23 protein-coding genes, 1 tRNA gene and 1 pseudogene are annotated in these 21,290 nt (G+C 68.7%); 13 read left to right on the top strand and 12 right to left on the bottom strand.

Annotation, left to right across the window (positions count from 1 at the left end):
• Positions 1-9: 9 nt before the first annotated feature.
• The 5 genes from RPIT_RS11205 to RPIT_RS11185 all read left to right on the top strand — a co-directional run bounded on the left by RPIT_RS11205 (position 10) and on the right by RPIT_RS11185 (position 2,744).
• Complete coding sequence (locus RPIT_RS11205) at positions 10-495, top strand: CarD family transcriptional regulator (RefSeq protein ID WP_077343249.1); 486 nt, start codon at positions 10-12, stop codon at positions 493-495.
• A gap of 5 nt (positions 496-500) precedes the next feature.
• Entirely contained in the window at positions 501-1,199 is a 699-nt protein-coding gene (gene ispD / locus RPIT_RS11200) for a 2-C-methyl-D-erythritol 4-phosphate cytidylyltransferase (protein WP_077343247.1), read from the top strand.
• Positions 1,196-1,678 carry a 2-C-methyl-D-erythritol 2,4-cyclodiphosphate synthase gene (gene ispF / locus RPIT_RS11195; RefSeq protein WP_077343245.1) on the top strand — a complete coding sequence of 161 codons (483 nt, stop codon included), beginning with the start codon at positions 1,196-1,198 and terminating at the stop codon, positions 1,676-1,678. Before ispD ends, ispF begins: the two co-directional genes overlap by 4 nt.
• A gap of 82 nt (positions 1,679-1,760) precedes the next feature.
• On the top strand, positions 1,761-1,994 hold the full coding sequence (locus RPIT_RS11190; protein ID WP_143028182.1) for a hypothetical protein: 234 nt from the start codon (positions 1,761-1,763) through the stop codon (positions 1,992-1,994).
• A 24-nt stretch (positions 1,995-2,018) separates the two neighbouring features.
• Positions 2,019-2,744, top strand: coding sequence for a hypothetical protein (locus tag RPIT_RS11185; RefSeq protein WP_077343241.1), 726 nt, complete (start codon positions 2,019-2,021; stop codon positions 2,742-2,744).
• 45 nt (positions 2,745-2,789) lie between these two features.
• On the opposite strand, the gene RPIT_RS11180 is transcribed toward RPIT_RS11185, so the two are convergent.
• From RPIT_RS11180 to cysS, 3 genes are all read right to left on the bottom strand, one after another.
• Positions 2,790-4,226, bottom strand: a complete 1,437-nt coding sequence (locus RPIT_RS11180) for a glycine hydroxymethyltransferase (protein ID WP_077343239.1) — start codon at positions 4,224-4,226, stop codon at positions 2,790-2,792.
• A 129-nt stretch (positions 4,227-4,355) separates the two neighbouring features.
• A complete protein-coding gene (gene rlmB, locus RPIT_RS11175; protein ID WP_077343237.1) occupies positions 4,356-5,309 on the bottom strand; it encodes a 23S rRNA (guanosine(2251)-2'-O)-methyltransferase RlmB in 954 nt (317 codons plus the stop codon).
• Positions 5,309-6,754, bottom strand: coding sequence for a cysteine--tRNA ligase (cysS, locus tag RPIT_RS11170; RefSeq protein ID WP_077343235.1), 1,446 nt, complete (start codon positions 6,752-6,754; stop codon positions 5,309-5,311). The genes rlmB and cysS overlap by 1 nt, the downstream gene beginning before the upstream one ends.
• 153 nt (positions 6,755-6,907) lie before the next feature.
• Here cysS and RPIT_RS11165 point away from each other — a divergent pair, with 153 nt between their 5' ends.
• Positions 6,908-7,630 carry a DsbA family oxidoreductase gene (locus RPIT_RS11165; protein ID WP_218121534.1) on the top strand — a complete coding sequence of 241 codons (723 nt, stop codon included), beginning with the start codon at positions 6,908-6,910 and terminating at the stop codon, positions 7,628-7,630.
• Between the two features lie 61 nt (positions 7,631-7,691).
• Positions 7,692-8,294 carry a class I SAM-dependent methyltransferase gene (locus tag RPIT_RS11160; protein WP_077343233.1) on the top strand — a complete coding sequence of 201 codons (603 nt, stop codon included), beginning with the start codon at positions 7,692-7,694 and terminating at the stop codon, positions 8,292-8,294.
• A 13-nt stretch (positions 8,295-8,307) separates the two neighbouring features.
• On the opposite strand, the gene RPIT_RS11155 is transcribed toward RPIT_RS11160, so the two are convergent.
• The 4 genes and pseudogenes from RPIT_RS11155 to RPIT_RS11140 form a co-directional block, all read right to left on the bottom strand.
• Positions 8,308-8,706 (bottom strand): hypothetical protein, encoded by a 399-nt coding sequence (locus RPIT_RS11155; RefSeq protein ID WP_077344312.1) that lies wholly within the window; start codon positions 8,704-8,706, stop codon positions 8,308-8,310.
• A gap of 24 nt (positions 8,707-8,730) precedes the next feature.
• Positions 8,731-10,110, bottom strand: a complete 1,380-nt coding sequence (locus RPIT_RS11150) for a DUF4032 domain-containing protein (protein ID WP_077343231.1) — start codon at positions 10,108-10,110, stop codon at positions 8,731-8,733.
• Positions 10,111-10,170: 60 nt separating this feature from the next.
• A complete protein-coding gene (gene metB / locus RPIT_RS11145; RefSeq protein ID WP_077343229.1) occupies positions 10,171-11,328 on the bottom strand; it encodes a cystathionine gamma-synthase in 1,158 nt (385 codons plus the stop codon).
• Positions 11,329-11,478: 150 nt separating this feature from the next.
• A pseudogene (locus RPIT_RS11140) lies at positions 11,479-12,569 on the bottom strand (ABC transporter ATP-binding protein).
• Positions 12,570-12,789: 220 nt separating this feature from the next.
• Between RPIT_RS11140 and RPIT_RS11135 the strand changes: the two are divergent.
• On the top strand, positions 12,790-13,599 hold the full coding sequence (locus RPIT_RS11135) for a DedA family protein (RefSeq protein ID WP_226996258.1): 810 nt from the start codon (positions 12,790-12,792) through the stop codon (positions 13,597-13,599).
• Between the two features lie 40 nt (positions 13,600-13,639).
• Here RPIT_RS11135 and RPIT_RS11130 read toward each other — a convergent pair whose 3' ends face one another.
• From RPIT_RS11130 to manA, 3 genes are all read right to left on the bottom strand, one after another.
• Positions 13,640-14,248: a class I SAM-dependent methyltransferase gene (locus RPIT_RS11130; protein WP_077343225.1), complete on the bottom strand. Its 609-nt coding sequence runs from the start codon at positions 14,246-14,248 to the stop codon at positions 13,640-13,642.
• A 48-nt stretch (positions 14,249-14,296) separates the two neighbouring features.
• Positions 14,297-14,372: transfer RNA gene (locus tag RPIT_RS11125), tRNA-Thr, on the bottom strand.
• Between the two features lie 51 nt (positions 14,373-14,423).
• The gene (gene manA, locus RPIT_RS11120) at positions 14,424-15,605 is read right to left on the bottom strand and encodes a mannose-6-phosphate isomerase, class I (RefSeq protein ID WP_077343223.1); all 1,182 of its coding nucleotides are present in this window, start codon (positions 15,603-15,605) and stop codon (positions 14,424-14,426) included.
• 120 nt (positions 15,606-15,725) lie between these two features.
• Here manA and RPIT_RS11115 point away from each other — a divergent pair, with 120 nt between their 5' ends.
• Positions 15,726-16,001, top strand: a complete 276-nt coding sequence (locus tag RPIT_RS11115) for a DUF3263 domain-containing protein (RefSeq protein ID WP_077343221.1) — start codon at positions 15,726-15,728, stop codon at positions 15,999-16,001.
• 7 nt (positions 16,002-16,008) lie between these two features.
• Here the strand turns inward: RPIT_RS11115 and RPIT_RS11110 are convergent, their stop codons facing one another.
• Complete coding sequence (locus RPIT_RS11110; protein WP_077343219.1) at positions 16,009-16,458, bottom strand: hypothetical protein; 450 nt, start codon at positions 16,456-16,458, stop codon at positions 16,009-16,011.
• 232 nt (positions 16,459-16,690) lie between these two features.
• On the opposite strand from RPIT_RS11110, the gene groL reads away from it, so the two are divergent.
• Together groL and guaA are read left to right on the top strand one after the other, a co-directional pair.
• The gene (groL, locus tag RPIT_RS11105) at positions 16,691-18,322 is read left to right on the top strand and encodes a chaperonin GroEL (protein WP_077343217.1); all 1,632 of its coding nucleotides are present in this window, start codon (positions 16,691-16,693) and stop codon (positions 18,320-18,322) included.
• A 157-nt stretch (positions 18,323-18,479) separates the two neighbouring features.
• Positions 18,480-19,460 carry a glutamine-hydrolyzing GMP synthase gene (gene guaA / locus RPIT_RS11100; protein WP_077343215.1) on the top strand — a complete coding sequence of 327 codons (981 nt, stop codon included), beginning with the start codon at positions 18,480-18,482 and terminating at the stop codon, positions 19,458-19,460.
• 29 nt (positions 19,461-19,489) lie between these two features.
• Here the strand turns inward: guaA and RPIT_RS11095 are convergent, their stop codons facing one another.
• Positions 19,490-20,017, bottom strand: a complete 528-nt coding sequence (locus RPIT_RS11095; protein WP_077343213.1) for a GNAT family N-acetyltransferase — start codon at positions 20,015-20,017, stop codon at positions 19,490-19,492.
• A gap of 64 nt (positions 20,018-20,081) precedes the next feature.
• Here RPIT_RS11095 and RPIT_RS11090 point away from each other — a divergent pair, with 64 nt between their 5' ends.
• Both RPIT_RS11090 and RPIT_RS11085 read left to right on the top strand, forming a co-directional pair.
• A complete protein-coding gene (locus RPIT_RS11090) occupies positions 20,082-20,792 on the top strand; it encodes a copper homeostasis protein CutC (protein WP_077343211.1) in 711 nt (236 codons plus the stop codon).
• On the top strand, positions 20,770-21,288 hold the full coding sequence (locus RPIT_RS11085) for an NUDIX hydrolase (protein WP_077343209.1): 519 nt from the start codon (positions 20,770-20,772) through the stop codon (positions 21,286-21,288). Before RPIT_RS11090 ends, RPIT_RS11085 begins: the two co-directional genes overlap by 23 nt.
• Positions 21,289-21,290: the final 2 nt, after the last annotated feature.

The following is a 21,290-nucleotide window of genomic DNA, read 5'->3' as shown; positions in this document are numbered from 1 at the left end:
TGAAACAATATGACTTTTTCTATCGGCGAGACGGTGGTTTACCCCAATCATGGGACGGCTGTCATTGAAGACATCGAGAACAAGACCATCAAGGGCGAAGACAAGCTCTACCTGGTGCTGAGGGTTATCGGCCAGAACGATCTGGTGATCAGTGTTCCTGCCTGCAACCTCGATCTGGTCGGCGTGCGCGACGTCGTGGACGCGGACGGCCTGGAGCAGGTGTTCTCCGTGCTTCGCGCCGAGCACACCGAGGAACCCTCCAACTGGTCGCGCCGCTTCAAGGCAAACATGGAGAAGCTGCACTCGGGCAACGTCATCAAGGTGTCCGAGGTCGTGCGCGACCTGTGGCGTCGCGACCGCGACAAGGGCCTGTCGGCCGGGGAGAAGCGCATGCTGGCCAAGGCACGCTCCATCCTCGTCGCAGAGCTGGCGCTGGCCGAGAAGGTCGATGAGGACAAGGCCGAGGTCATGCTCGACGAGGTCCTCGCCTCCTGACCCCCGTGCACTCTACTGATCAACCGGTCGTCGCCGTTCTGGTGGCGGCCGGTTCCGGTTCCCGCCTCGGCGCCGCCGTCCCGAAGGCGCTGGTCGAGTTGGCGGGTGTGCCGCTGGTCCGGCTTTCCGCCGAGGCGCTCGTCGCCGGCGGCGTGCAGCAGGTGGTCGTGACGATCCCCGGCGGTATGGACGCGCCGTTCGAGCAGGCGCTGGCAGGGCTGCGGGCGCCACTCAGGATAGTTGCGGGCGGTTCGACGAGGCAGGAATCGGTACGGCTGGGCCTGAAGGCGCTCAATGCGTCCGACGACGCCGTCGTGCTTGTTCATGACGCGGCGAGAGCGCTGGTGCCGCCGGCGCTCGTGGCCTCCGTCGTCGAGGCGATAGCCGACGGCGCAGCAGCCGCGGTGCCGGTCCTGCCCGTGACGGACTCGATTCGGCAACTGACAGCTTCCGGCTCCGTCGTCGTCGATCGCTCGGCGCTGCGGGCCGTGCAGACGCCGCAGGCCGCGCGACTCGGGGCTCTCCGGGACGCCCACGAGCACGCCCGTGTCCGTGGGCTCGAGGTCACAGATGACGCCGCCGTGTGTGAGCTGGTAGGACTCGACGTGACGCTCGTTCCCGGGCACTCCGACGCCATGAAGGTGACCACGCCCGCGGACCTCGTCGTCGCCACGGCAATCCTGGAAGAGAGGCGCCGTCCATGAGGGTCGGTATTGGAACGGACGTCCACCGTCTGGAGCGCGGGGTACCCATGTGGGTGGCGGGTCTCCACTTTCCCGAGGAGGAGGCCGGCCTCTCGGGGCACTCCGACGGCGACGTCGCGGCCCACGCGGCGTGCGACGCGCTGCTGAGCGCGGCGGGCCTCGGCGATCTGGGATCCAACTACGGGACCTCCGCCCCCGAATGGGCCGGTGCCAGTGGCGCCGCGTTCCTGGCCGAGACGGCGCGGCGGGTGCGCGCCGCGGGCTTCGACATCGCGAACGTCGCCGTCCAGGTGATCGGGAACAGACCGAAGATGGCTCCCAGGCGCGCCGAGGCGGAGGCGGCGATGAGCGCCGCCCTGGACGCACCTGTGACGGTGAGCGCGACGACGACCGACGGCCTCGGCCTGACCGGCCGCGGTGAGGGTGTTGCCGCGATGGCCGTCGCGTTGCTGGCTACTGGTCGCTCCCCGAAAGACTGACAACTTTCGGCGGTGCCGGCAGCCCGAAGATTGCTCCTGCCAGAGCCTAGGCTGGTGGTCGGACCGATCCCAGGAGCGTCAGTTGAGCAAACTCCCAGCAGAGGGTGGCCGAGGCAGCCATGTGTGGAGCCACGACCGCTCGGCATCCGAACGGGTGCGTCGCGGCGCTCGGAAACTCGGCCCCTACATCGTTGTGGCGGCGGTGCTGCTGGCCCTCGTCGTCGGGATGATGGTGTTCTTCCTTCTCCGTCAGGACGACGGGGGCAGGGCGTGCCCGCCGACGGCGGGTCTGGGCGTCGTGGTGGTCCGGTACTAGGCTGGGGTCCGAGGGGGAATCCGGATGAACCGAGAGAGGGCTGCTGGCCGCATCGTCGCCGCCGTGGCGGTTCTGGTCGCCGTGGCGGCGGTCGTCGCTGTCCTGGCGCTGAGCGGTGGCAACTCCGTCCCGTCCCCGGGCCCCACCGTCGCCCCGTCCTTAGAGCCGTCTGCGTCCGCGCTGACGACTCCATCCGACGGCGTGACGCAACCGGACGTGACGGCGACGACCGTGGACGCCTTGACTCCGAGCGAATCGTTGGCCGCCTCGTGGACCCAGACCACGCAGGCTGCGAGCGGGCCCGAAGTCATGAGCGCGTCGGAGGCGCCGCCGCCCGGAGCTGCCACTGAGGCGCTCGATCCGGACGCGTCGGCGAAGGCGGAGCTCAGCGCCGCCGACACCTTGCCGTCGGGCCAACTCGCGCTGGAGGATCTGCCGTCCACCGTCGGGCTATGGTCGGCCGACGACGAACTGGGGCCCGTCGCCTACACCAAGGCGGGCGGAAGCCCGGAGGACACCATCACGGTGACCTCACTCGGTGCCGACAGCATGGGGCTCGATCACTGGCGCAGTTCCATGACTGACGCCACTGCTATCGACGGTGGCCTCTGTGGCCTCGTCGGTGGCGTCGCCGCCTGCGTCCTACCGTCGCAACGGTACGGCGAGGTGATGCTCTTCGGGACCGACGGCGTCGGCGTCGCCGACGTTCGCGAGGTCGCGACCGGGGTGAGCTCAGCCGTCAACTCGTGACCGCCGAGCCCGCCCCCTGGATCAGCGCCGATCCGGGATCCAGCGTCAGAGCTCCAGGCCCGGGTACAGCGGGTGCAGGTTGAGCAGTCGCTGAGCCTCCGCCAGAGAGCCGTCACGGGCGTCGTCGGTCAGGTCGTACTTGGCCTTGCTCGGCTCGCCCTTGCTCGTGGTGGTCGGGGTGGTCGAGCCGAGAACGCCGGCGATCATGTCGGCGACCGCGTCCATGTCGGAGGCGGTGAAGCCACGCGAGGTCAGGGCGGGGGTGCCCAGACGGACGCCGGTGGTGTACCAGGCTCCGTTCGGATCGTTCGGCACGGCATTGCGGTTGGTGACGATACCCGACTCGAGGAGCGCGGACTCGGCCTGCCGGCCGGTGAGCCCGAACGAGCGCACATCCATCAGCACGAGGTGGTTGTCCGTGCCGCCGGTGACGAGGTCGACGCCACGGCGGAGGAGGCCCTCGGCCAGCGCCTGTGCGTTGTCGGCCACAGCCTGCGCGTAGGTCTGGAATTCGGCAGTGCGGGCCTCGGCCAGCGCGACGGCCTTGGCCGCCATGACGTTGGACAACGGCCCACCAAGCACGAGCGGGCAGCCTCGATCCACCGACGGTGCGTACTCGCCGGTAGCCAGGACCATGCCGCCTCGCGGGCCGCGGAGCGACTTGTGCGTGGTGGTGGTGACGACGTCCGCGTAGGGCACCGGATCCTCCTCGCCGGTGAACACCTTGCCCGCCACCAAGCCGGCGAAGTGGGCCATGTCGACCATGAGGACGGCGCCCACCTCGTCGGCGATGTCGCGCATCTTGGCGAAGTTCACCCGGCGCGGGTAGGCGGAGTAGCCGGCCACAAGGATGAGCGGGCGGAACTCCCGCGCCTGCGCCCGGATCACGTCGTAGTCGAGGAGTTGGGTTTCGGGATCGGTCCCGTAGGAGCGCTGGTGGAACATCTTGCCGGAGACGTTGGGGCGGAATCCGTGCGTCAGGTGGCCGCCGGCGTCCAGCGACATGCCGAGCAGCCGCTGCTCGCCGAAGCGACGCCGCAGGGTCTCCCAGTCGGCCTCGGTGAGGTCGGCCACGCCCTTCGCGCCGAACTCGGCGAGCGCGGGGGACTCCACCTTGTGCGCCAGGATCGCCCAGTAGGCGGTGAGGTTGGCGTCGATGCCCGAGTGGGGCTGGACGTAGGCGTACTCGGCACCGAAGAGCTCGCGAGCGTGCTCAGCGGCGACCGCCTCGACGGTGTCGACATTCTGGCACCCCGCGTAGAAGCGGTGACCGACCGTGCCCTCGGCGTACTTGTCGCTCAGCCAGGTGCCCATGGTTGCGAGCACGGGGAGGCTGGCGTAGTTCTCCGACGCGATGAGCTTCAGCGACGCGCGCTGGTCGGTGAGCTCCTGACGGGTCGCGGCTGCGATGCGGGGCTCCACCTCCTCGATCGCGCTCAACAAGGTGCGGTAGGCCGACGAGATCGACTCGAGATCGCTCACAATTCTCCTCAGAAGCGGTGTGTGGGGACCAATCTAGTATCCGCCCCCGAGGATGACGAAGCTCAGCGGCTCCGGCGCCGCCAGATGGACGTCGAGACTGATGCCTGAGCCCGTCCGGAACGGCACCGCTCAGGGAGCGGTAACGCCCGTGCGCTGCTGATTCACCTCGTAGAGCGCGATCGCGGCGGCGACCGATGCGTTGAGCGACTCGACGGCCGAGCCGATCGGGATGTTGACGAGCTGGTCGCAGTGCTCCCGCACCAGACGGGCGAGGCCCTCGTCCTCGGACCCGACGACGATGAGCAGGGGTCCGTCCAGACCGGCCGCGCCGGAGATCGGCACCTCGCCCTCGCCGGCGAGGCCGATGATGGTGAACCCCATCTTGGCGGCCTGCTCGAGCGCGCGGTTCAGATTGGTCGCCATCGCGATGGGCAGCCGGGCTGCCGCTCCGGCGGAGGTCTTCCAGGCCGCGGCTGTCATCGACGCCGAACGACGTGACGGGATGATCGCACCCGTGGCGCCGAAGGCCGCGGCGGAACGGATGATCGCGCCGAGGTTACGCGGGTCGGTGATGCCGTCAAGCGCGACGACGATGCCATCGCTGTCCAGGGCATCGGCCAGCACGTCCTCCGGGTCGGCGTACTCGTAGGCAGGGAGTTGCAGGGCGACCCCCTGGTGGACGAGCCCGCCGGTGACCCGATCGAGTTCGGCCCGGGTCACCTGCAGCATGGGCAGTCCGTGCTCGGCCGTGAACCTGAGGATGTCGCGCAGCCTGTCGTCGCGGTCCGCGCCTTCGGCAACGTAGGCCTGCTTCACCGGCAGACCGGCCGTCAGCGCTTCGTAGACCGGGTTGCGGCCCACCACCCAGTCGGCTCCGACGGCGGACTTCCGCGCGGCCTTCGGCTTGGCCTGGGTGCGCCGCTGAGCGGCCTGCTTCGCCTTGTACGCCTTGTGGTAGGGCCTGTCCTCAGCCTTGGGCGTCGGGCCCTTGCCCTCGAGTGACCGGCGGATACGACCGCCCGATCCGGCGGTCTTACCCTTGCCCTTGCTGGTTGCGCCGCGTCGCGACGAGTTGCCTGCCATTACTTCTTCTCCAAGCTCCAGCGGGGCCCCGCCGGGGTGTCTGTGATCACGAGGCCGAGGTCGGCCAGGGTGTCGCGGATCGCGTCTGCGGCTGCCCAGTCCTTCGCTTCGCGGGCCTTGGCGCGCTGCGCGAGCAGCGCACCGACCAGCCCGTCGACGACGGGGGTGAGGTCGCTGCCCGCGGCCTTGCCAGCCCACTCGGGTGCCTCGGGGTGGATGCCGAACACGTTCAGCATCTGCGTGACTGCCGCCGCGAAGGACCTTGCCCTCACGGCGTCGCCATCGGCGATCGCCTGGTTCCCGCCCCGGATCGCGTCGAAGAGCGACGCGGTGGCGGCCGGCGTGCTGAGGTCGTCGTTCATCGCCTGGATGAACGCGGCGTACTGCGCAACGCTCTGTGGGTCCGGCGTGCCCTCGTCGGTGGCGAGGAACTCGCGGGCGCGCTCCACGAAGGAGTCGACGCGCTCGATGGCCTTCTCGGCCTCGGCCAGGGAACCTCGGGTGCCGTCGTCGGCGGGGGAGAACTCGATCGTCGATCGGTAGTGGGGGGCCAGCAGGAAGAACCTCACGGCCCGCGGGTTGTACGTCTTGGTCACCTCGGACACCTGGGCGGTGTTGCCGAGCGACTTGCTCATCTTCTCCCCGGCCATGGTCACCCAGGCGTTGTGCATCCAGTAGCGCGCGAAACCGTGGCCGGCGGCGGCGGACTGGGCGAGCTCGTTCTCGTGATGGGGGAAGCGCAGGTCGATGCCGCCCCCGTGGATGTCGAAGGTGTCGCCGAGGTACTTACCAGCCATCGCGGAGCACTCGAGGTGCCAGCCGGGCCGGCCGCGACCCCAGGGCGACGGCCAGGAGGCCGTCGTCGGCTCACCCTCCTTGTGGCCCTTCCAGAGGGCGAAGTCGCGCGGGTCGCGCTTGCCGCGAGGGTCGGCGTCGGCGGCCGCTTCCATCTCGTCGACCTTCATCCCTGACAGCTCGCCGTACCTGGGCCAGCTCTTGACGTCGAAGTAGACGTCACCGGAGCCGTCGGGGGCCGGGTAGGCGTGGCCGCGATCGATGAGGACCTGGGTGAGCTCGATCATCTCGGGGATGTGCCCGGTCGCGCGCGGCTCGTACGTGGGAGGCTTGCACCCGAGGGCGGCGTAGGCCTCGTGGAGCTCCCGCTCGAAGTGGTAGGCGTGCGCGAACCATTCCACGCCCGCCTCGGCGGACTTCGCGAGGATCTTGTCGTCGATGTCGGTGACGTTGGCCACCACGGTGACGTCGAGGCCCTCGTGCTCCAGCCAGCGTCGCAGGACGTCGAAGACAACCTCCTTGCGGATGTGCCCGAGATGCGGTGACGCCTGGACCGTGAGCCCGCAGTGGTAGATGCCCACCTTCCCCGCGACGAGGGGCACGAACTCGCGCGTGGATCGCGTGGCGGTGTCATAGAGCTTCAGGGTCACGGTGGGAGTCTACCGGCGCAGAGGCACGGGACCGGATTCGAGCAAATGAGATGGGTCGACGAATCCAAACGCCGTTACCTCGGCGTGTCGCAGCGTTGACCCATCTCACTTGCTCAACTCACCCCTCAGACCCGGGCGGGTACGGTGGGTCGGGTGAGTATCGACGTGCAGATCTGGTCCGACATCGCGTGCCCCTGGTGCTACATCGGGAAGCGGCGGTTCGAGCGGGCGCTGGAGGGGTTCGAGCATCGCGACGAGGTGCGCGTCACCTGGCGGAGCTACCAGTTGGACCCCACGCTGCCGCAGCACGATCCCCGCTCCGAGGTCGAGTACCTCGTCCAGGCCAAGGGGCTGCCGCGGGCGACGGTCGAACAGATGGTCGCCCACGTCGGCGAGCAGGCCAGGGGCGAAGGACTGGAGTACAACTTCGACGCGCTCGTCGTGGCCAACTCCCGGCGCGCGCACCGGGTCCTCCAGGCCGCCAAGGCGGCCGATGCAGCCGACGGCGACACCCGGACAGGGACGTTGAAGGAGGCGCTGCTGGCCGCGCACTTCGTCGACGGCGAAGACATCGGCGACGTCGAGGTGCTCACCCGCTTGGCCGCCCAGGCCGGCATCGACCAGGCCGAGACCCGCGCCGCCGTCGACTCCGCGACGCTCGACGACGCCGTCGAGCGCGACATCCGGGAGGCGGGCGAGATCGGCGTTCGTGGCGTGCCGTTCTTCGTGTTCGCCGGCAAGTACGGCGTCTCCGGTGCCCAGCCCCCGGAGGTGTTCAGCCAGGCGCTGGAGACGGTGTGGAGCGAGCGAGGACAGGGTCTGGTGACCCTCGAGGGAGCCGACGGCGAATCGTGCGGGCCGGAAGGCTGCGACTGACTGTGCCGGATCGGCGGCCGGCACCGTAGCCAGGACGTCCGATCCGTGCTTCTCTAGAGCCATGAACAGACGTCTAGACCATCTGGCCGCCTCGCAGTACGACCTGGTCAGTGCGCCGCTGGAGCGCTGGATCCTCGGACCGCAGCGGCCGTGGATAGCGTCGCGCTCTTCCGGCGAGGTGCTGGAGGTGGGCGTCGGCACTGGTGCGAACTTCCCCCACTACGCGGGCGACGTGCGGCTCACAGCACTGGAGCTCAGCCCCGGCATGCTGGCCCAGGCCAAGGCCAAAGCCGAAACCCTGGGACTCGACGTGAGGTTCATCGAGGGCGACGCGCAGGAGCTTCCCTTCGAGGAGGCGACCTTCGACACCGTGGTCAGCACCTTTGCGCTGTGCGGGATCCCCGACAACCGACTCGCGATCGCGGAGATGGTGCGTGTGTTGCGGCCCGGCGGCTCGCTCGTGCTGGCGGACCACGTCGTGTCGACGGTGGCACCGGTCCGCTGGGCGCAGCGGGCGCTGGAGACCATCACGATCCGGACCAACGGGGAGTACTTCACGCGCCGCCAGCTCCCTATCGTCGAGGAGTTCGGGATGCGTGTCGTCGACTCCGACCGCCACCAGCTCGGCGCCATCGAGAGGTTGCACGCGGTCAAGCCCTGCTAGGGGCCGGGTCGCCTCAGCCGGCGGTGTGTGCCAGCGTCGCGAGGAGCGCCCGTGCGTAGGCGTTCTCCGGATCCCGGTCGGCGAACTCAGCGCCGTCGTCGAGTGACACGACGAAGCCCGCGTCATCACGGCTCAGCGAGCGGAAGTGCCGGCCGAGGGCGGTCCGCAGCTGCCCCTCGTCGGGCAGCCAGACCGTTTTCTCTTGGGCGATCGAGTCGAGCGCCCACTCCGTGGTGCCGTTGAAGGCGAAGATGGTGCCGCTCTCGAGTTCGCGCGCCTCGATGACCATGTCGGCGAGGTGGAAGACGTCGTCGACGAGTTCGGCCGAGGTCACGACGAACCGGTCTCCGGAGCGTGGCTGCCACTGGAGGCCTGCGTCGCGGAGCTGGAGTGCGAGGGTCAGATCAATCATCACGGCCAGCGTACGCGCCGCCACCTACTGATTCTTCTGCTTGGCGGCGGCTTTGGCGCGCAGCGCGTTGATGTCGAAGCCCGCCATGACCGGCACGTCAGGGTCGTTGGCCTCGTCCTCCCACGGGTCGTAGGGCTTGTCGTCGTCGTCTTCGACGAACCCCTGGGAAGGGTCGTACTTGTTGACGAGTTCTCCGCCCACCGGCTGGAGGTCGCCCATCTGCTCGTCGGGCAGGTTGGTGAGGATCTCGTGGATGTACCCCGACGCCGCCTCATCGGTCGGCACTTCACGATTCTCCCGTTGGGACTGGTACCAGCGGTAGTCGAGGACCTCGTGGAAGAACTGGGCGGCGTCGCGCTTGCCGCGCAGTTCGGCGGGGATGCGGTTGACGGCGGGCTCGAACACCTCGACAAGCCACTTGTGGGCCGCTACCGATTCCGGCGCGTTGGGCGCCCACTTGGCGCGGTACGTGTCCATGTCGTTGAGAAGGCGGCGGGCCTGGTGCTCCTCCGCGTCCAGCCCGGTGAGGCGCATGAGGCGGCGCGTGTGGTGGCCGGCCTCGACGACCTTGGGCTTCATCCTGATCCTGCGGTCGGTCGGGGAGGTGTCGACGTCGATCTCCGCGACGTCGAAGCCCAGCGCGTTGAGCCGCCGGACCCGGCCCTCCAGCCGGTACAGCTCCGACTCGTCGAACTCCTCCACGCCCGTGAGCTCAGCCCAAAGCTGCTGGTAGCGGTCTTCGATGGTGCCGACGAGCCACTCCGGGTCGAGCGACGCGTCGAGGATGCCGCCCGCCTCCAGGTCGAGGAACTCGCCGTAGAGGTTCGTCCGCGCGATCTGCAGGTCGTGGGCGCGCTGCCCGTCGGTCAGCTGGTCGTGCAGCTCGCCGGTTTCCGCGTCGACGAGGTAGGCGGCGAACTCCCCGGCGTCGCGGCGAAACAGGATGTTCGACAGCGACACGTCGCCCCAGTAGAAACCCGTCAGATGCAGGCGTGCGAACAAGGCGACCATGGCGTCGAGCAGGCGGGTGACCGTCTCGTGCTTGACGCCCGGGTAGAAGAGCGAGCGATAGGGCAGGGAGAAGGCCAGGTGACGGGTGAGGAGGATCGGGTCCAGCGGTTCCCCGTCGCGGTCGACCCGTCCGAGCACCACGCCCACCGGGTCCACCGAGGGGACCCCGAGCCGCCGCAGCTCAGTGAGCATCCGGTACTCCTGGACGGCGACCTCCTCAAGGATCTCCTTGGCCGCGAAGATCTCGTCACCGACGGTGAGGAAGCGCACGACGTGCCGCGAGATGCCCCGCGGCAGCGCCACGAGGTGCTGTGCCGGCCACTCGGCCAGCGGCAGATGCCACGGCAGCCGAATGAGATCGGAGTCGGGCTTTGCGGCAAGGAACCTGGGCACCTCGTCAGTCTACCGGTGCCGGAGCGAAACAGCCGTTGGAGAGGTGTCCTCGCGCCGGAATCAGCGGGCGCGGTCCAGCGCCTCGGCCACGACGGCGACGAGATCGTCGGGAGACTCCAGCCCAATGCTGAAGCGGAGGAGGCCGTCGCCGATCCCGGCGGCCGCGCGGGCCTCGTCGGTCATCCCGGCGTGGGTCATCCTCGCCGGGTGGCAGACGAGCGACTCGATGCCGCCGAGCGACTCGGCGAGGTGGAAGATCGGCAATCCCTCGAGGAATCGGGTCACCGCATCGACTCCGCCCGTGAGGTCGATGCTGAAGAGCGAGCCGAAGCCGTCCTGCTGCCTGGCCGCGACGTCGTGGCCGGGGTGGTCGGTCAGCCCGGGGTAGTGCACCGCCGCCACCGCCGGATGACCGTTGCACGCCTCCACGAGGGTGGCGGCGTTCTCCTGGTGTACCCGCATGCGGGCATCAAGCGTCCGCAGCCCACGCAGCGTCTGGTAGGCGTCAAACGGGCTGCCGGTGAGGCCCAGCACGTTGGCCCACTGACGCAGCAGTTCGTGGTGCTCAGCGGTGGCGGCAACGGCCACCCCGCCGACGACGTCGGAGTGGCCGTTGAGGAACTTGGTGGTGGAGTGGATGACGATGTCGACGCCGTGCTCGAGCGGCCGCTGCAACAGGGGCGAGAGGAACGTGTTGTCGGCCGCCACGAGCGCCCCGGCCCGGTGGGCGGCCTCGGTCGTGCTGGCGAGGTCGGTGATCCGCAGCAGTGGGTTCGATGGGGTCTCGATCCACACCAGGGCCGGGGAGCGGTCGAGCGCCGCCGCGAGCGCGGGCTCGTCGTTGAAGTCGACGAAGTCAACCGTCAGCCTGCCCCGATCAGCCAGGAAGGCGAACAGCCGCCAGCTGCCGCCGTAGCAGTCGTGTGGGACCACCACCCGTCCACCCACCGGCACCAGCGCCTCGACGACGAGGGTGATCGCGGCCAGCCCGGTCGCGACGACAGTCCCGCCTGCGCCACCCTCCAGGGTCGCGATCGCGTCGGCCAGCAGGTCTCGCGTCGGGTTCCCCGAGCGTGAGTAGTCGTACTCGCGGGGGCGGTCGTAGGCCTCGAACGTGAAGTTCGTCGTCAGGTAGAGCGGCGGGACGACGGCTCCGTAAGCGGGGTCGGCTCCCAGCCCGGTGCGCATCCCGCGCGTCCAGCGTCCAAGCTCAGCCATGTCGGGGTCTCCTCTGGTCGGTCGTCGACACTCTAGTGTCCGCGGAACCCCTCGCTGCTCCAGCTTCGCTGCTGGCGGACGGGTTCCCCGCGCAGCACAAAGACGAGGGCCCCGGAAATCCGGGGCCCTCGCGGTGTGACGTCGGTGCGCTCAGGAGAGGCGGGCCTCGGTCTTGTTGCTGAACACGTGGACCTGGTCGTCCGGCGCGGTGAGGCGGACGGCCTCGCCCTTGTGCGGGGCGGTGCGGCCGGCGACACGGGCGACGAACTGCTGGGCGTTGACCAGCTGGTCGTCGGGCACGCCTGCCAGGGTCCCGTACAGGTAGGAGTCGGCGCCGAGGTCCTCGACGACGGCGATATCGAGGGCAATGCCCTCGTCTGCGACGCGGAAGGCCTCGGGACGGATACCGACTGTGAGGGTCTCCTCGCCGTTCGCCCGGGACAGCACATCGCGGGGCACCGGGACGACGTAGTCGCCCACCTGGACGCCGTTCTCGACGCGCTTGCCCGAGATGAGGTTCATGGCGGGGGAGCCGATGAAGCCTGCGACGAAGAGGTTCTTCGGGGTGTCGTAGAGCGCGAGCGGGGTGTCGACCTGCTGGAGGACGCCGTCCTTCATCACCGCGACGCGGTCACCCATCGTCATGGCCTCGACCTGGTCGTGGGTCACGTAGACGGTGGTGACGCCGAGTCGCTGCTGGAGAGCGGCGATCTGGGTGCGGGTCGAGACGCGCAGCTTGGCGTCGAGGTTCGACAGGGGCTCGTCCATGAGGAACACCTGGGGCTGACGCACGATGGCGCGGCCCATGGCGACGCGCTGGCGCTGGCCACCGGAGAGAGCCTTGGGCTTGCGGTTGAGGAAGTCCTCGAGGCCGAGCAGGTGAGCGGCCTCCTGGACGCGCTTCTGGCGATCAGCCTTGGGCACGTTCTGCATCTTCAGGGCGAAGCCCATGTTGTCCGCGACGGTCATGTGCGGGTACAGGGCGTAGTTCTGGAAGACCATCGCGATGTCGCGATCCTTGGGGGGAGGTCCGTCACATCGCGGTCACCGATGTAGATGGAGCCGGAGTTGACCTCTTCGAGGCCTGCCAGCATGCGAAGCGAGGTGGACTTACCGCAACCCGAGGGGCCGACGAGAACCATGAACTCGCCGTCTTCGATCTCGAGGTTGAGCTTGTTGACTGCGGGGCGGTCAGAACCGGGGTAGACCCGGGATGCGTCCCGATAGCTAACGGTGGCCATGCCACATTCCTTTCCACGGGCAGGTACGTGCCCGACGATCCTTAGTGGATAGGAACCTAGGTTTAGGTACCTGACGTTGATCCTAACACCGTCGGGATCAGCACTTGCAAGACGGGGTCCACGACGGCTTGAGGTTGCTCGTGTCGGACCGGAGCGGGAAAGCCTCGGGCGACCTGGTCGTCGGGAGGGGTCGGCATTGATGTCCCGTACCATTCACCCCGTGACTGACGAGCGCCCCGACGACGACCCGCAGCCGCCTGCGCCCGAGCCGGAGTCGGCGCCGTCGGAGCCCGGCCAGAGCATCAGCGACGGGGAGCCCGCCGAGAAGGAGTGGTGGGACGACGACGGGATGCCGTGGAAGAAGAAGCCGGGCCGTGAGGATTACGCTTGCCTCGCGTGGTTCGGCGTCGTCGGAGTCTTCTCCCTGCTCCTGCTGCCCACCCGTGCCTGGCTGATCGCCACCGCGCCTGACTGGCTGGCCATGATCACCGGCGGCCGGACCGCCGTCGCGGTGAGCGGTGCACTCGCGTCCCAGGGGGAGATGCCGCACTGGCCGATCGTGCTGGCCGTCGCCTCGGTGCTCAGCCTGAAGTTCGACTGGATCTACTGGTGGGCGGGCAAGCTGTGGGGGCGCGGCATGATCGAGGTGTGGGCGGGCCAGTCCAAGCGCGCCGCCCGCGGCTACGCCCGCGCCGAACGGTGGGCCGAGAAGCTCGGCCCGCTGGGCTTCCTCATCGCCTACGTGCCGTTGCCGTTGCCTCTCATGCAGGTCGTGTTCGTCCTGGCCGGGGCCACCGGGATGGGCATCAAGCGCTTCCTGGTCTACGACTACATCGCCTCGACGCTGTGGCTGGTCCTGTACTTCTACCTGGGCTGGCGCTTCGGCGAGCCGATCGTCGACGTGCTGGAGGCGTACGCCCGGATCGCGATGTGGGTGGCGCTCGGCCTCATTGCGTTCATCTTCGTCTCCACGTACCTTGCGCAGCGGCGGAAGGCCCGCGAAGGCGCCTCGGGCGGGGACGCCGGGTAGGCCTCACCGGGCACCCGTCGCCCAACGCTGAGGCTCCGGGTCAGGCGCGGCGGCAGATGGCGACGAGGAACGTCGACGCTGCGGTGAAGGGGCGAAGGTCCCAGGTCTCCAACGGAAGGTCGAGCGCGAGGCCCGCCTCGTCGAGATCCGCGAAGAAATCGCTGAACTCGTAGCCACGGCCGCCGCCGAAGCCGATGATCGCGCGACCCTCGGGGGCGAGGTGGTCGGCGAACCTGCGCAGCACATCGACCCGCGTCGAGGGGGCGAGGAACCCCATGACGTTACCGGCGGCCACGATGACGTCGAAGGGCTCTGAGATCCCGTGGGACGGCAGGTCGAGCTCGGCCAGATCCCCCGTGATCCAGGTCGGGCCGGGGTAGTCCTGCTCGGCGGCTGCGATGAGCGCGGAATCGACATCGACGCCGACGACCGTGTGCCCCATCGCGTGCAGGCGGCCTCCCACTCGGCCCGGCCCGCAGCCTGCGTCGAGGATGCGGGAGCCGCGCGGCACCATGGCGTCGACGGTGCGCGCTTCGCCGCCCAGGTCGTGCCCCTCGGCCTCCATGGTCTTGAACCGCTGGATGTAGCGGGCGGAGTGGCTGGGGTCGGCCGCGATGATGCGTGTCCACTTGCTGGGTTCGGGCGCCATGAAGGATTCCTGTCGGTTTGCGCACCCCCGCGCCGGAGACGGGGGCAGTGGAGCCTCCTGAGGGAGTCGAACCCTCGACCACTCGCTTACAAGGCGAGCGCTCTGGCCGCTGAGCTAAGGAGGCAGCCCGGCTATTGTGCCAATCAATCGCTCAGAACGAAAAGTCCACGGCCCGTCATGCGCCGGAGGCGGCGACGAAGAGCTGTCCCTGGCCCGTGAGGGCCACGTGCTCATCGGCGCACAGGAAGGCGGCGTCACCGCAGCCCAGGCGCCGGATCCCGTCGTCGCCCTCCAGGTGGAACTCCCCGTCGGTGACCAGCGCGATGCGCGCCGAGTCGGACCGCGGCAGGTTGAGGGTGTCGTCCGAGACCGGGGAGACGAGCCACAGCTCGAACTCCGGGAAGGGCGTTGGGTAGACGTAGATGCCGTCGGCACCCTCGGCGTTGAGGATGTGCGGCACGAGCGGGGTGAAGTCCACGACGTGCAGGAGGCCGTCGACGTCGATGTGCTTCTTGGTGAGCCCCCCGCGGATCACGTTGTCGGAGTTGGCCATGATCTCCACGCCCGTGCCGCGCAGGTAGGCGTGCATGACGCCGGCCTCCAGCGCCACGGCCTGCCCTGGTTCGAGCGAAATGCGGTTGAGGAGCAGTGCGGCGAGGATGCCCGGATCGCCGGGGAAGTGTTCGTCCAGTTCGACGGCGGTCCGGGCGAACTCGCCCAGTGCTCCCGGCGCCTGGAGGTGGTTGACGGCGGCGGCGAGCACCTCGTCGACGAGGTGGCGACGATCGTCCTCCAGGCTCAGGACGTCGAGGAAGACCTCCTGCAGGCCGAGGATGTCGGAGCGGTCGCGCAGCGGCCCGATGACAGACTGCAGCTCGTCCGCAACGCCCAAGCCCTCGAAGAGGCCCGCGGTCTCGACCGGATCGCGGAACCCGAGCAGGCCCTCGAACGGAGTGAGCGCGACGATCGCCTCGGGCTTGGGCCAGTCGTCCTTGAAGACGCGCGTGGGATCCGCTGGGTCGAGGCCGAGCAGCGACTCGCGGGCGTAGCCCACCTCGGCCTGTTCCCGTGAAGGATGGGCCTGCAAACTCAGCGGGCTGCCCGCCGACAGAAGCTTGAGCAGGAAGGGCAGCCTGGCGCCGAACGCCGCGTGCGTCGCCTCGCCGATCATCTCCGGGTGGCTGAGCAGGAAGTCCTCGAGCGAGGTGCCGTCCTCGAGGTGGGCAGGACCTCCCGGGTGCGTTCCGAGCCAGTACTCGGCCCACGGCTGGCCGTCCGGCTCGCGACGAAGAATCGCGGGGATCTCGTCGTGGCTTCCCCAGGCGAAGTGCTGGACGTGGCCGGTGAGTCGACGCATGGCTGCGATCAGTCCTTATCATCGAAGAGTTTGAGGGCGGAGTCGACTCTACCCCCCGCCGACGACACCCTTTCTAGGAGGGTAATGACACCCTTGTGATTTTCCCCTTAGACTGTCGGCATGTCTCAGGCCACGACCTTCGCCCACGGAGTCGAACTCTCGGCGCGCGACGCCGCCGTCCTGGACTTCGAGGACGGGTGGTACAAGTCGCCGGTGCCGAAGGAACAGGCCATCATGGAGCGGTTCCAGCTGACCTCGACGAAGTACTACCAGCTGCTCAACGCGCTGATCGACGCCCCCGAGGCACTCGAATACAAGCCCCTGCTGGTGAAGCGCCTGCGCCGCGAACGCTCGCGTCGACAGCAGCTCCGCTCGGCGCGCCGCCTGCACGCCTGATCCGGGGTCACCCCCTCAGCAGCCGTCTGATCCCCTCCCGGACCGGCCTCTTCTGACCCTCCCGATAGCCGCCTGCGGCCAGACCCGCCTGCACCTCGAAATGGTTGGCGGTGGCCCGGTCGCCGCTGCGCACCATGGACCACGCCATCGACGCCACGTAGAGCGGCACGAACGGAAGCCCAAGGCAGTAGGCCCATTGCCAGGCGTGCTCATCCTCATGCGCCATGAGCGTCGGGACGCGCGCCTCGGCTTCCTCCAGGGAACGGGTGGGGATGATCACGACGCTGCCGACCGTCACCGCACTCGCGCGCAGCAGGGGCAGACGGGCCCGGTCGACGATGACAAGGGACGATCGACGACGGAATCGACCCCGCGCCACCGCGCCCAGCACGAGGCCAAGGGGCGTGGACAGGTTGAGTACGTTGGCGATGTCCCTCAGGACGCGTGGGGTGTCCATGTTCTGTCCTCCTCGTCGGGGGGTCGGCCGCGGGGGCCCCGAGTATCAGAATCTTTGCACTCGTTTGGGGAGAGTGCTAATAATTGGGTTAGCACTCGGCTGGCCCGAGTGCTACCGAATCGCCGGTGAGGCCCCTGTGGTCGTCCGTCGCGGGCACCGCGATTCACAGCCAACTGAAGACATAAACCCCGGGGCGGCCACGCCCCATCGACGGGAGGACTCCCGAAACACCATGGCAAAGCTGATTGAATTCAACGAAGAGGCGCGTCGCGCTCTCGAGCGTGGCATGAACACGCTCGCCGACGCCGTCAAGGTGACGCTTGGTCCCAAGGGCCGCAACGTCGTCCTGGAGAAGAAGTGGGGAGCCCCCACCATTACCAACGACGGCGTCTCCATCGCCAAGGAGATCGAGCTCGAGGATCCCTACGAGCGCATCGGCGCCGAGCTCGTCAAGGAGGTCGCCAAGAAGACCGACGACGTCGCGGGCGACGGCACCACCACCGCCACGGTCATCGCCCAGGCGATGGTCCGCGAGGGTCTCCGCAACGTCACGGCCGGCGCGAACCCGATGGGCCTGAAGAAGGGCATCGAGACCGCTGTCACCGCGATCACCGAGAAGCTGGCCGAGATGGCCATCGACGTGGAGACCAAGGAGCAGATCGCTCAGACCGCCTCCATCTCCGCCGCCGATACCGGCGTCGGCGAGATCATCGCCGAGGCGATGGACAAGGTCGGCAAGGAGGGCGTCATCACGGTCGAGGAGTCGAACACGTTCGGCCTCGATCTCGAGCTCACCGAGGGCATGCGGTTCGACAAGGGTTACATCTCCCCGTACTTCGTCACGGACGCGGAGCGGATGGAAGCGACCCTCGACGACCCCTACATCCTGCTCGTCAACTCGAAGGTCTCCTCGCTCAAGGACCTCCTGCCCGTGCTCGAGAAGGTCATGCAGTCCGGCAAGCCGCTGCTGGTCATCGCCGAGGACGTCGAAGGTGAGGCCCTCGCCGGTCTCATCGTCAACAAGATCCGTGGCACCTTCAAGTCGATCGCCGTCAAGGCGCCCGGCTTCGGTGACCGTCGCAAGGCCATGCTGACCGACATCGCGATCCTCACCGGCGCTCAGGTCATCTCCGAAGAGGTCGGCCTCTCGCTCGACGCCGTGTCGCTCGACCTGCTCGGCCAGGCCCGGTCGGTCATGGTCACCAAGGACGAGACCACCATCATCGAGGGCGCCGGCGAGTCGGCTCAGATCGAAGGCCGCGTGGCCCAGATCCGTCGCGAGATCGAGAACTCCGACTCCGAGTACGACCGCGAGAAGCTCCAGGAGCGCCTCGCCAAGCTGGCCGGCGGCGTGGCCGTCATCAAGGTCGGCGCGGCCACCGAGGTCGAGCTCAAGGAGCGCAAGCACCGCATCGAGGACGCCGTCCGCAACGCGAAGGCGGCCGTCGAGGAGGGCATCGTCCCCGGCGGTGGCGTTGCGCTGCTGCAGGCGTCGAAGGCCGCAAAGGTCGACGGCCTGACCGGTGACGAGGCTGTCGGCGCGCAGATCGTGTTCACGGCTGCATCCGCCCCGCTCAAGCAGATCGCTGCGAACGCGGGTCTGGAGGGCGGCGTCGTCGCTGAAAAGGTTTCGCACCTGGCTGTCGGCGAAGGCCTCAACGCGGCCACCGGCGAGTACGTCAACATGGTCGAAGCCGGCATCATCGATCCGGCCAAGGTCACCCGTTCCGCGCTGCAGAACGCGGCGTCGATCGCGGCCCTGTTCCTCACCACCGAGGCCGTCATCGCGGACAAGCCCGAGAAGGCTCCCGCGATGCCCGGTGGCGACGACATGGGCGGCATGGGCGGCATGGGCGGCTTCTGAGCCACCGCTGCCACACTCGCCACACAGGGCGGTCCCGCTTCGGCGGGGCCGCCCTGTGCGCTGCGTGGGACGGGACGCGACCGTCGGTGAGAAGCGATAAGGCGACGCCGGCCGTCGGCACTAGGCTGGCGCGCATCGCTGAAGAAGGAGCACCCGCATGGAACGCGCACTGCTGGCCGAACGCACCGGCGCCGGATCGATCGCCGAGTACCTGGACGCGGTCGTCCAGCAGGTGCGCGATCAGGTGGGCGACCGCGCGGTGTTGTGCGCCCTGTCCGGCGGGGTCGACTCGAGCGTGTGCGCCGCCATCGTCCACAAGGCCGTCGGGGATCAACTGACCTGCATCTTCGTCGACCACGGCCTGATGCGCGCGGGCGAGCCGGAACTGGTGGCGGAGCTGTTCGGGCGGAACTTCGGCATGCGGTTGATCAGTGTCGACGCACGGGACCGGTTCCTTGGGAAGCTTGCTGGCGTCGACGATCCCGAGGCGAAGCGCAAGATCATCGGCGAGGAGTTCATCCGCGTCTTCGAGGAGGAGGCCGCCAGGCTGGGCGAGGTGGACTTCCTCGTGCAGGGCACCATCTACCCCGACATCATCGAGTCCGACTCCGCCAAGGGTGTGGTCAAGAGCCATCACAACGTGGGCGGGCTGCCCGAGGACATGGTGTTCGACCTTGTCGAGCCGGTGAAGTTCCTGTACAAGGACGAGGTCCGCGAGCTCGGTGAGGCGATCGGTCTACCCCGCGAACTCGTGTGGCGCCAGCCGTTCCCGGGCCCGGGGCTCGGGGTCCGGGTGGTCGGCGCGATCACTCCGGAGAAGGTCCGCATGGTGCGGGAGTCCGACCAGATCTTTCGCGACGAGATCGCCGCCGCGGGTCTGGACCAGAGCATCTGGCAGTACTTTACGGTGTGCCCCGGGTGCCGGTCGGTGGGCGTCACCGACGGCGTACGTACCTACGGCGAGGCGATCGTGCTGCGCGCGGTCCACAGCAACGACGCGATGAGCGCCGACGTGGCTGAGCTCTCGCCGGACCTGCTGCGTCGGGTCACGCTGCGGATCTGCGCGGAGGTCGAGGGCGTCAACCGCGTCATGTACGACACGACCCCGAAGCCTCCCGGCACCATCGAATGGGAATGAGGATTGCCCAACAGGTTGACGGGCGTGACTCAGGCGGAGCGGCGCACCATCCGGTGCATCGGCGCGCCGCCCCAGCTGGGGCCGGAGCGGAACGACTCATCGAGGGACACGAACCCCCGGCGAACGTAGAAGCGCTCCGCGCGCGCGTTGCCCGAGATCAGCCACAGGTAGAGGTCCTGCCCATCGTCGACGGCGCGGAACAGGTCGAGCGCCAGCCCCGTGCCCTGGAACTCGGGCGAAACGTAGAGACGCGCCAGCTCGCGATCGGCGGGCGAGGGGGTCAGCCCGTACTGCACCTCCCACTGCTGCGGTCCGTCGACGGCGGAGGCGAGCCCGACGATCTTCTCCCCGTCCTTCGCGACGGCGAACTTGGCCGTGCCCGGATCCGCGAACTGGCGGGCCAGGTCGGGCACCCACTCGTCGCGGTACTGCGACTGCACCTCTGCGAAGTCCGGCCGCACGATCCCCTGGTACGTGACGGTCTGCTGTTCGATGAGGAAGTCGAACCAGGCGCCTGCGTCGGCGGGTTCGGGCGCAGCGATGAGAGGCTTTTGCACCGATGCACTCTACCTTCCGGGGTTTCTCGCGGGAAAACCGCCGGCGGGCAGGCAAGATGGGCCCATGAGTCTGTTGGAGGTCATCGCGCTGCACGCCGCGGACGCGGAGCGGGCTGAAGCAGGCGGCGCCGACCGCATCGAGCTGCTGGGCACCATGGATGATGACGGGCTGTCGCCCGAACCGCGTCTCGTGGACAAGGTGCGCCGCGCCACCTCCATTCAGATCCGGCCGATGGTCCGACTGCGTCCCGGGTTCGGCACCGATGGGGGCGAGGTGACGAGGATGCAGGGTCTCATCGCCGCCTACCTCGACGCCGGAGCCGACGGCGTCGTGCTCGGATTCCTCAACGGACTCAACCGCATCGACAGCGAGGTGGTCTCCGAGCTGGTGGGTGACGGGGATTTCCCCTGGACGTTCCACCGGGCCATCGACCACTGCCTTGACGCGGACCGCGCGTGGAAGGCTGTGCGTGCTTTGCCGCGCGTGGATCAGGTACTGACGGCCGGCTCGGTGCGTGGAGTCGAGCACGGCCTCGACGATCTCCTGCGGCGGGCCCGGGCCGACGCGGACGTCGCACGGCTCATCATGGCGGGCGGGGGGCTGACGCCCGAACACGTCCCCTGGCTGGTGCGTGCAGGGGTCAGGTCTTTCCACATCGGCTCGCCGGCCAGGCCAGGTGGGTCCTTCAAGGCCTACGTCGACTCCGAGCTGGTGTCGAGCTGGCGCGATCTCATCGACGACGAGGCGGCCCATGCCCGACACGTTCACAGATGACCGACCTGTCCGCGAGCGTGATGCTGCGCGGGTGATCGTCGTCGCCGATCGCGAGGTGTTGCTGCAGGGTGACACAGACCCCGGCGTGCCCGGATCGCGTTTCTGGCAGACGCCGGGGGGAGGCGTCGATCCGGATGAGCTGAACCGAGCCGCTGCGGTCCGCGAGCTGGAGGAGGAGACGGGGCTGATCGTCGACCAGGACGACCTCGAGGGCCCCGTCGCGATCCGGCGGCTCATCCGGGGCTACTCCGACCGGATCCTGGTGCAGGACGAGACGTTCTACCTGCTGCGCACCGCGCGGTTCGACGCGGTCCCGGCTGGCCTCTCCGCGAGGGAAGAGGAGCGCCACGTCGACACCGACTGGCACCGCCTCGATGCCCTCCCCGAGAACACCTGGCCGGCGGAGTTGCCTCGGCTCGCGCTGTGGCGCGGGGAGGAGATGGTCGATCTCGGGGTCGTCGAGGAGTCGACGGTCCCGGTCAACCGGCCCCTGTGAGC

This window comes from Tessaracoccus flavus, assembly GCF_001997295.1.
In the GTDB taxonomy this organism is placed as follows: domain Bacteria; phylum Actinomycetota; class Actinomycetes; order Propionibacteriales; family Propionibacteriaceae; genus Arachnia; species Arachnia flava.
This window is presented reverse-complemented; position numbering and strand designations above follow the sequence as displayed.

Coding starts and splice junctions, on each gene's coding strand:
- manA (WP_077343223.1), bottom strand. CDS start 15,605: ATGCGTCGACTCACCGGCCACGTCCAGCACTTCGCCTGGGGAAGCCAC.
- RPIT_RS11090 (WP_077343211.1), top strand. CDS start 20,082: ATGAGTCTGTTGGAGGTCATCGCGCTGCACGCCGCGGACGCGGAGCGG.
- metB (WP_077343229.1), bottom strand. CDS start 11,328: ATGGCTGAGCTTGGACGCTGGACGCGCGGGATGCGCACCGGGCTGGGA.
- ispF (WP_077343245.1), top strand. CDS start 1,196: ATGAGGGTCGGTATTGGAACGGACGTCCACCGTCTGGAGCGCGGGGTA.
- guaA (WP_077343215.1), top strand. CDS start 18,480: ATGGAACGCGCACTGCTGGCCGAACGCACCGGCGCCGGATCGATCGCC.
- rlmB (WP_077343237.1), bottom strand. CDS start 5,309: ATGGCAGGCAACTCGTCGCGACGCGGCGCAACCAGCAAGGGCAAGGGT.
- RPIT_RS11185 (WP_077343241.1), top strand. CDS start 2,019: ATGAACCGAGAGAGGGCTGCTGGCCGCATCGTCGCCGCCGTGGCGGTT.
- RPIT_RS11085 (WP_077343209.1), top strand. CDS start 20,770: ATGCCCGACACGTTCACAGATGACCGACCTGTCCGCGAGCGTGATGCT.
- RPIT_RS11160 (WP_077343233.1), top strand. CDS start 7,692: ATGAACAGACGTCTAGACCATCTGGCCGCCTCGCAGTACGACCTGGTC.
- RPIT_RS11110 (WP_077343219.1), bottom strand. CDS start 16,458: ATGGACACCCCACGCGTCCTGAGGGACATCGCCAACGTACTCAACCTG.
- RPIT_RS11115 (WP_077343221.1), top strand. CDS start 15,726: ATGTCTCAGGCCACGACCTTCGCCCACGGAGTCGAACTCTCGGCGCGC.
- RPIT_RS11205 (WP_077343249.1), top strand. CDS start 10: ATGACTTTTTCTATCGGCGAGACGGTGGTTTACCCCAATCATGGGACG.
- RPIT_RS11130 (WP_077343225.1), bottom strand. CDS start 14,248: ATGGCGCCCGAACCCAGCAAGTGGACACGCATCATCGCGGCCGACCCC.
- RPIT_RS11155 (WP_077344312.1), bottom strand. CDS start 8,706: ATGATTGATCTGACCCTCGCACTCCAGCTCCGCGACGCAGGCCTCCAG.
- groL (WP_077343217.1), top strand. CDS start 16,691: ATGGCAAAGCTGATTGAATTCAACGAAGAGGCGCGTCGCGCTCTCGAG.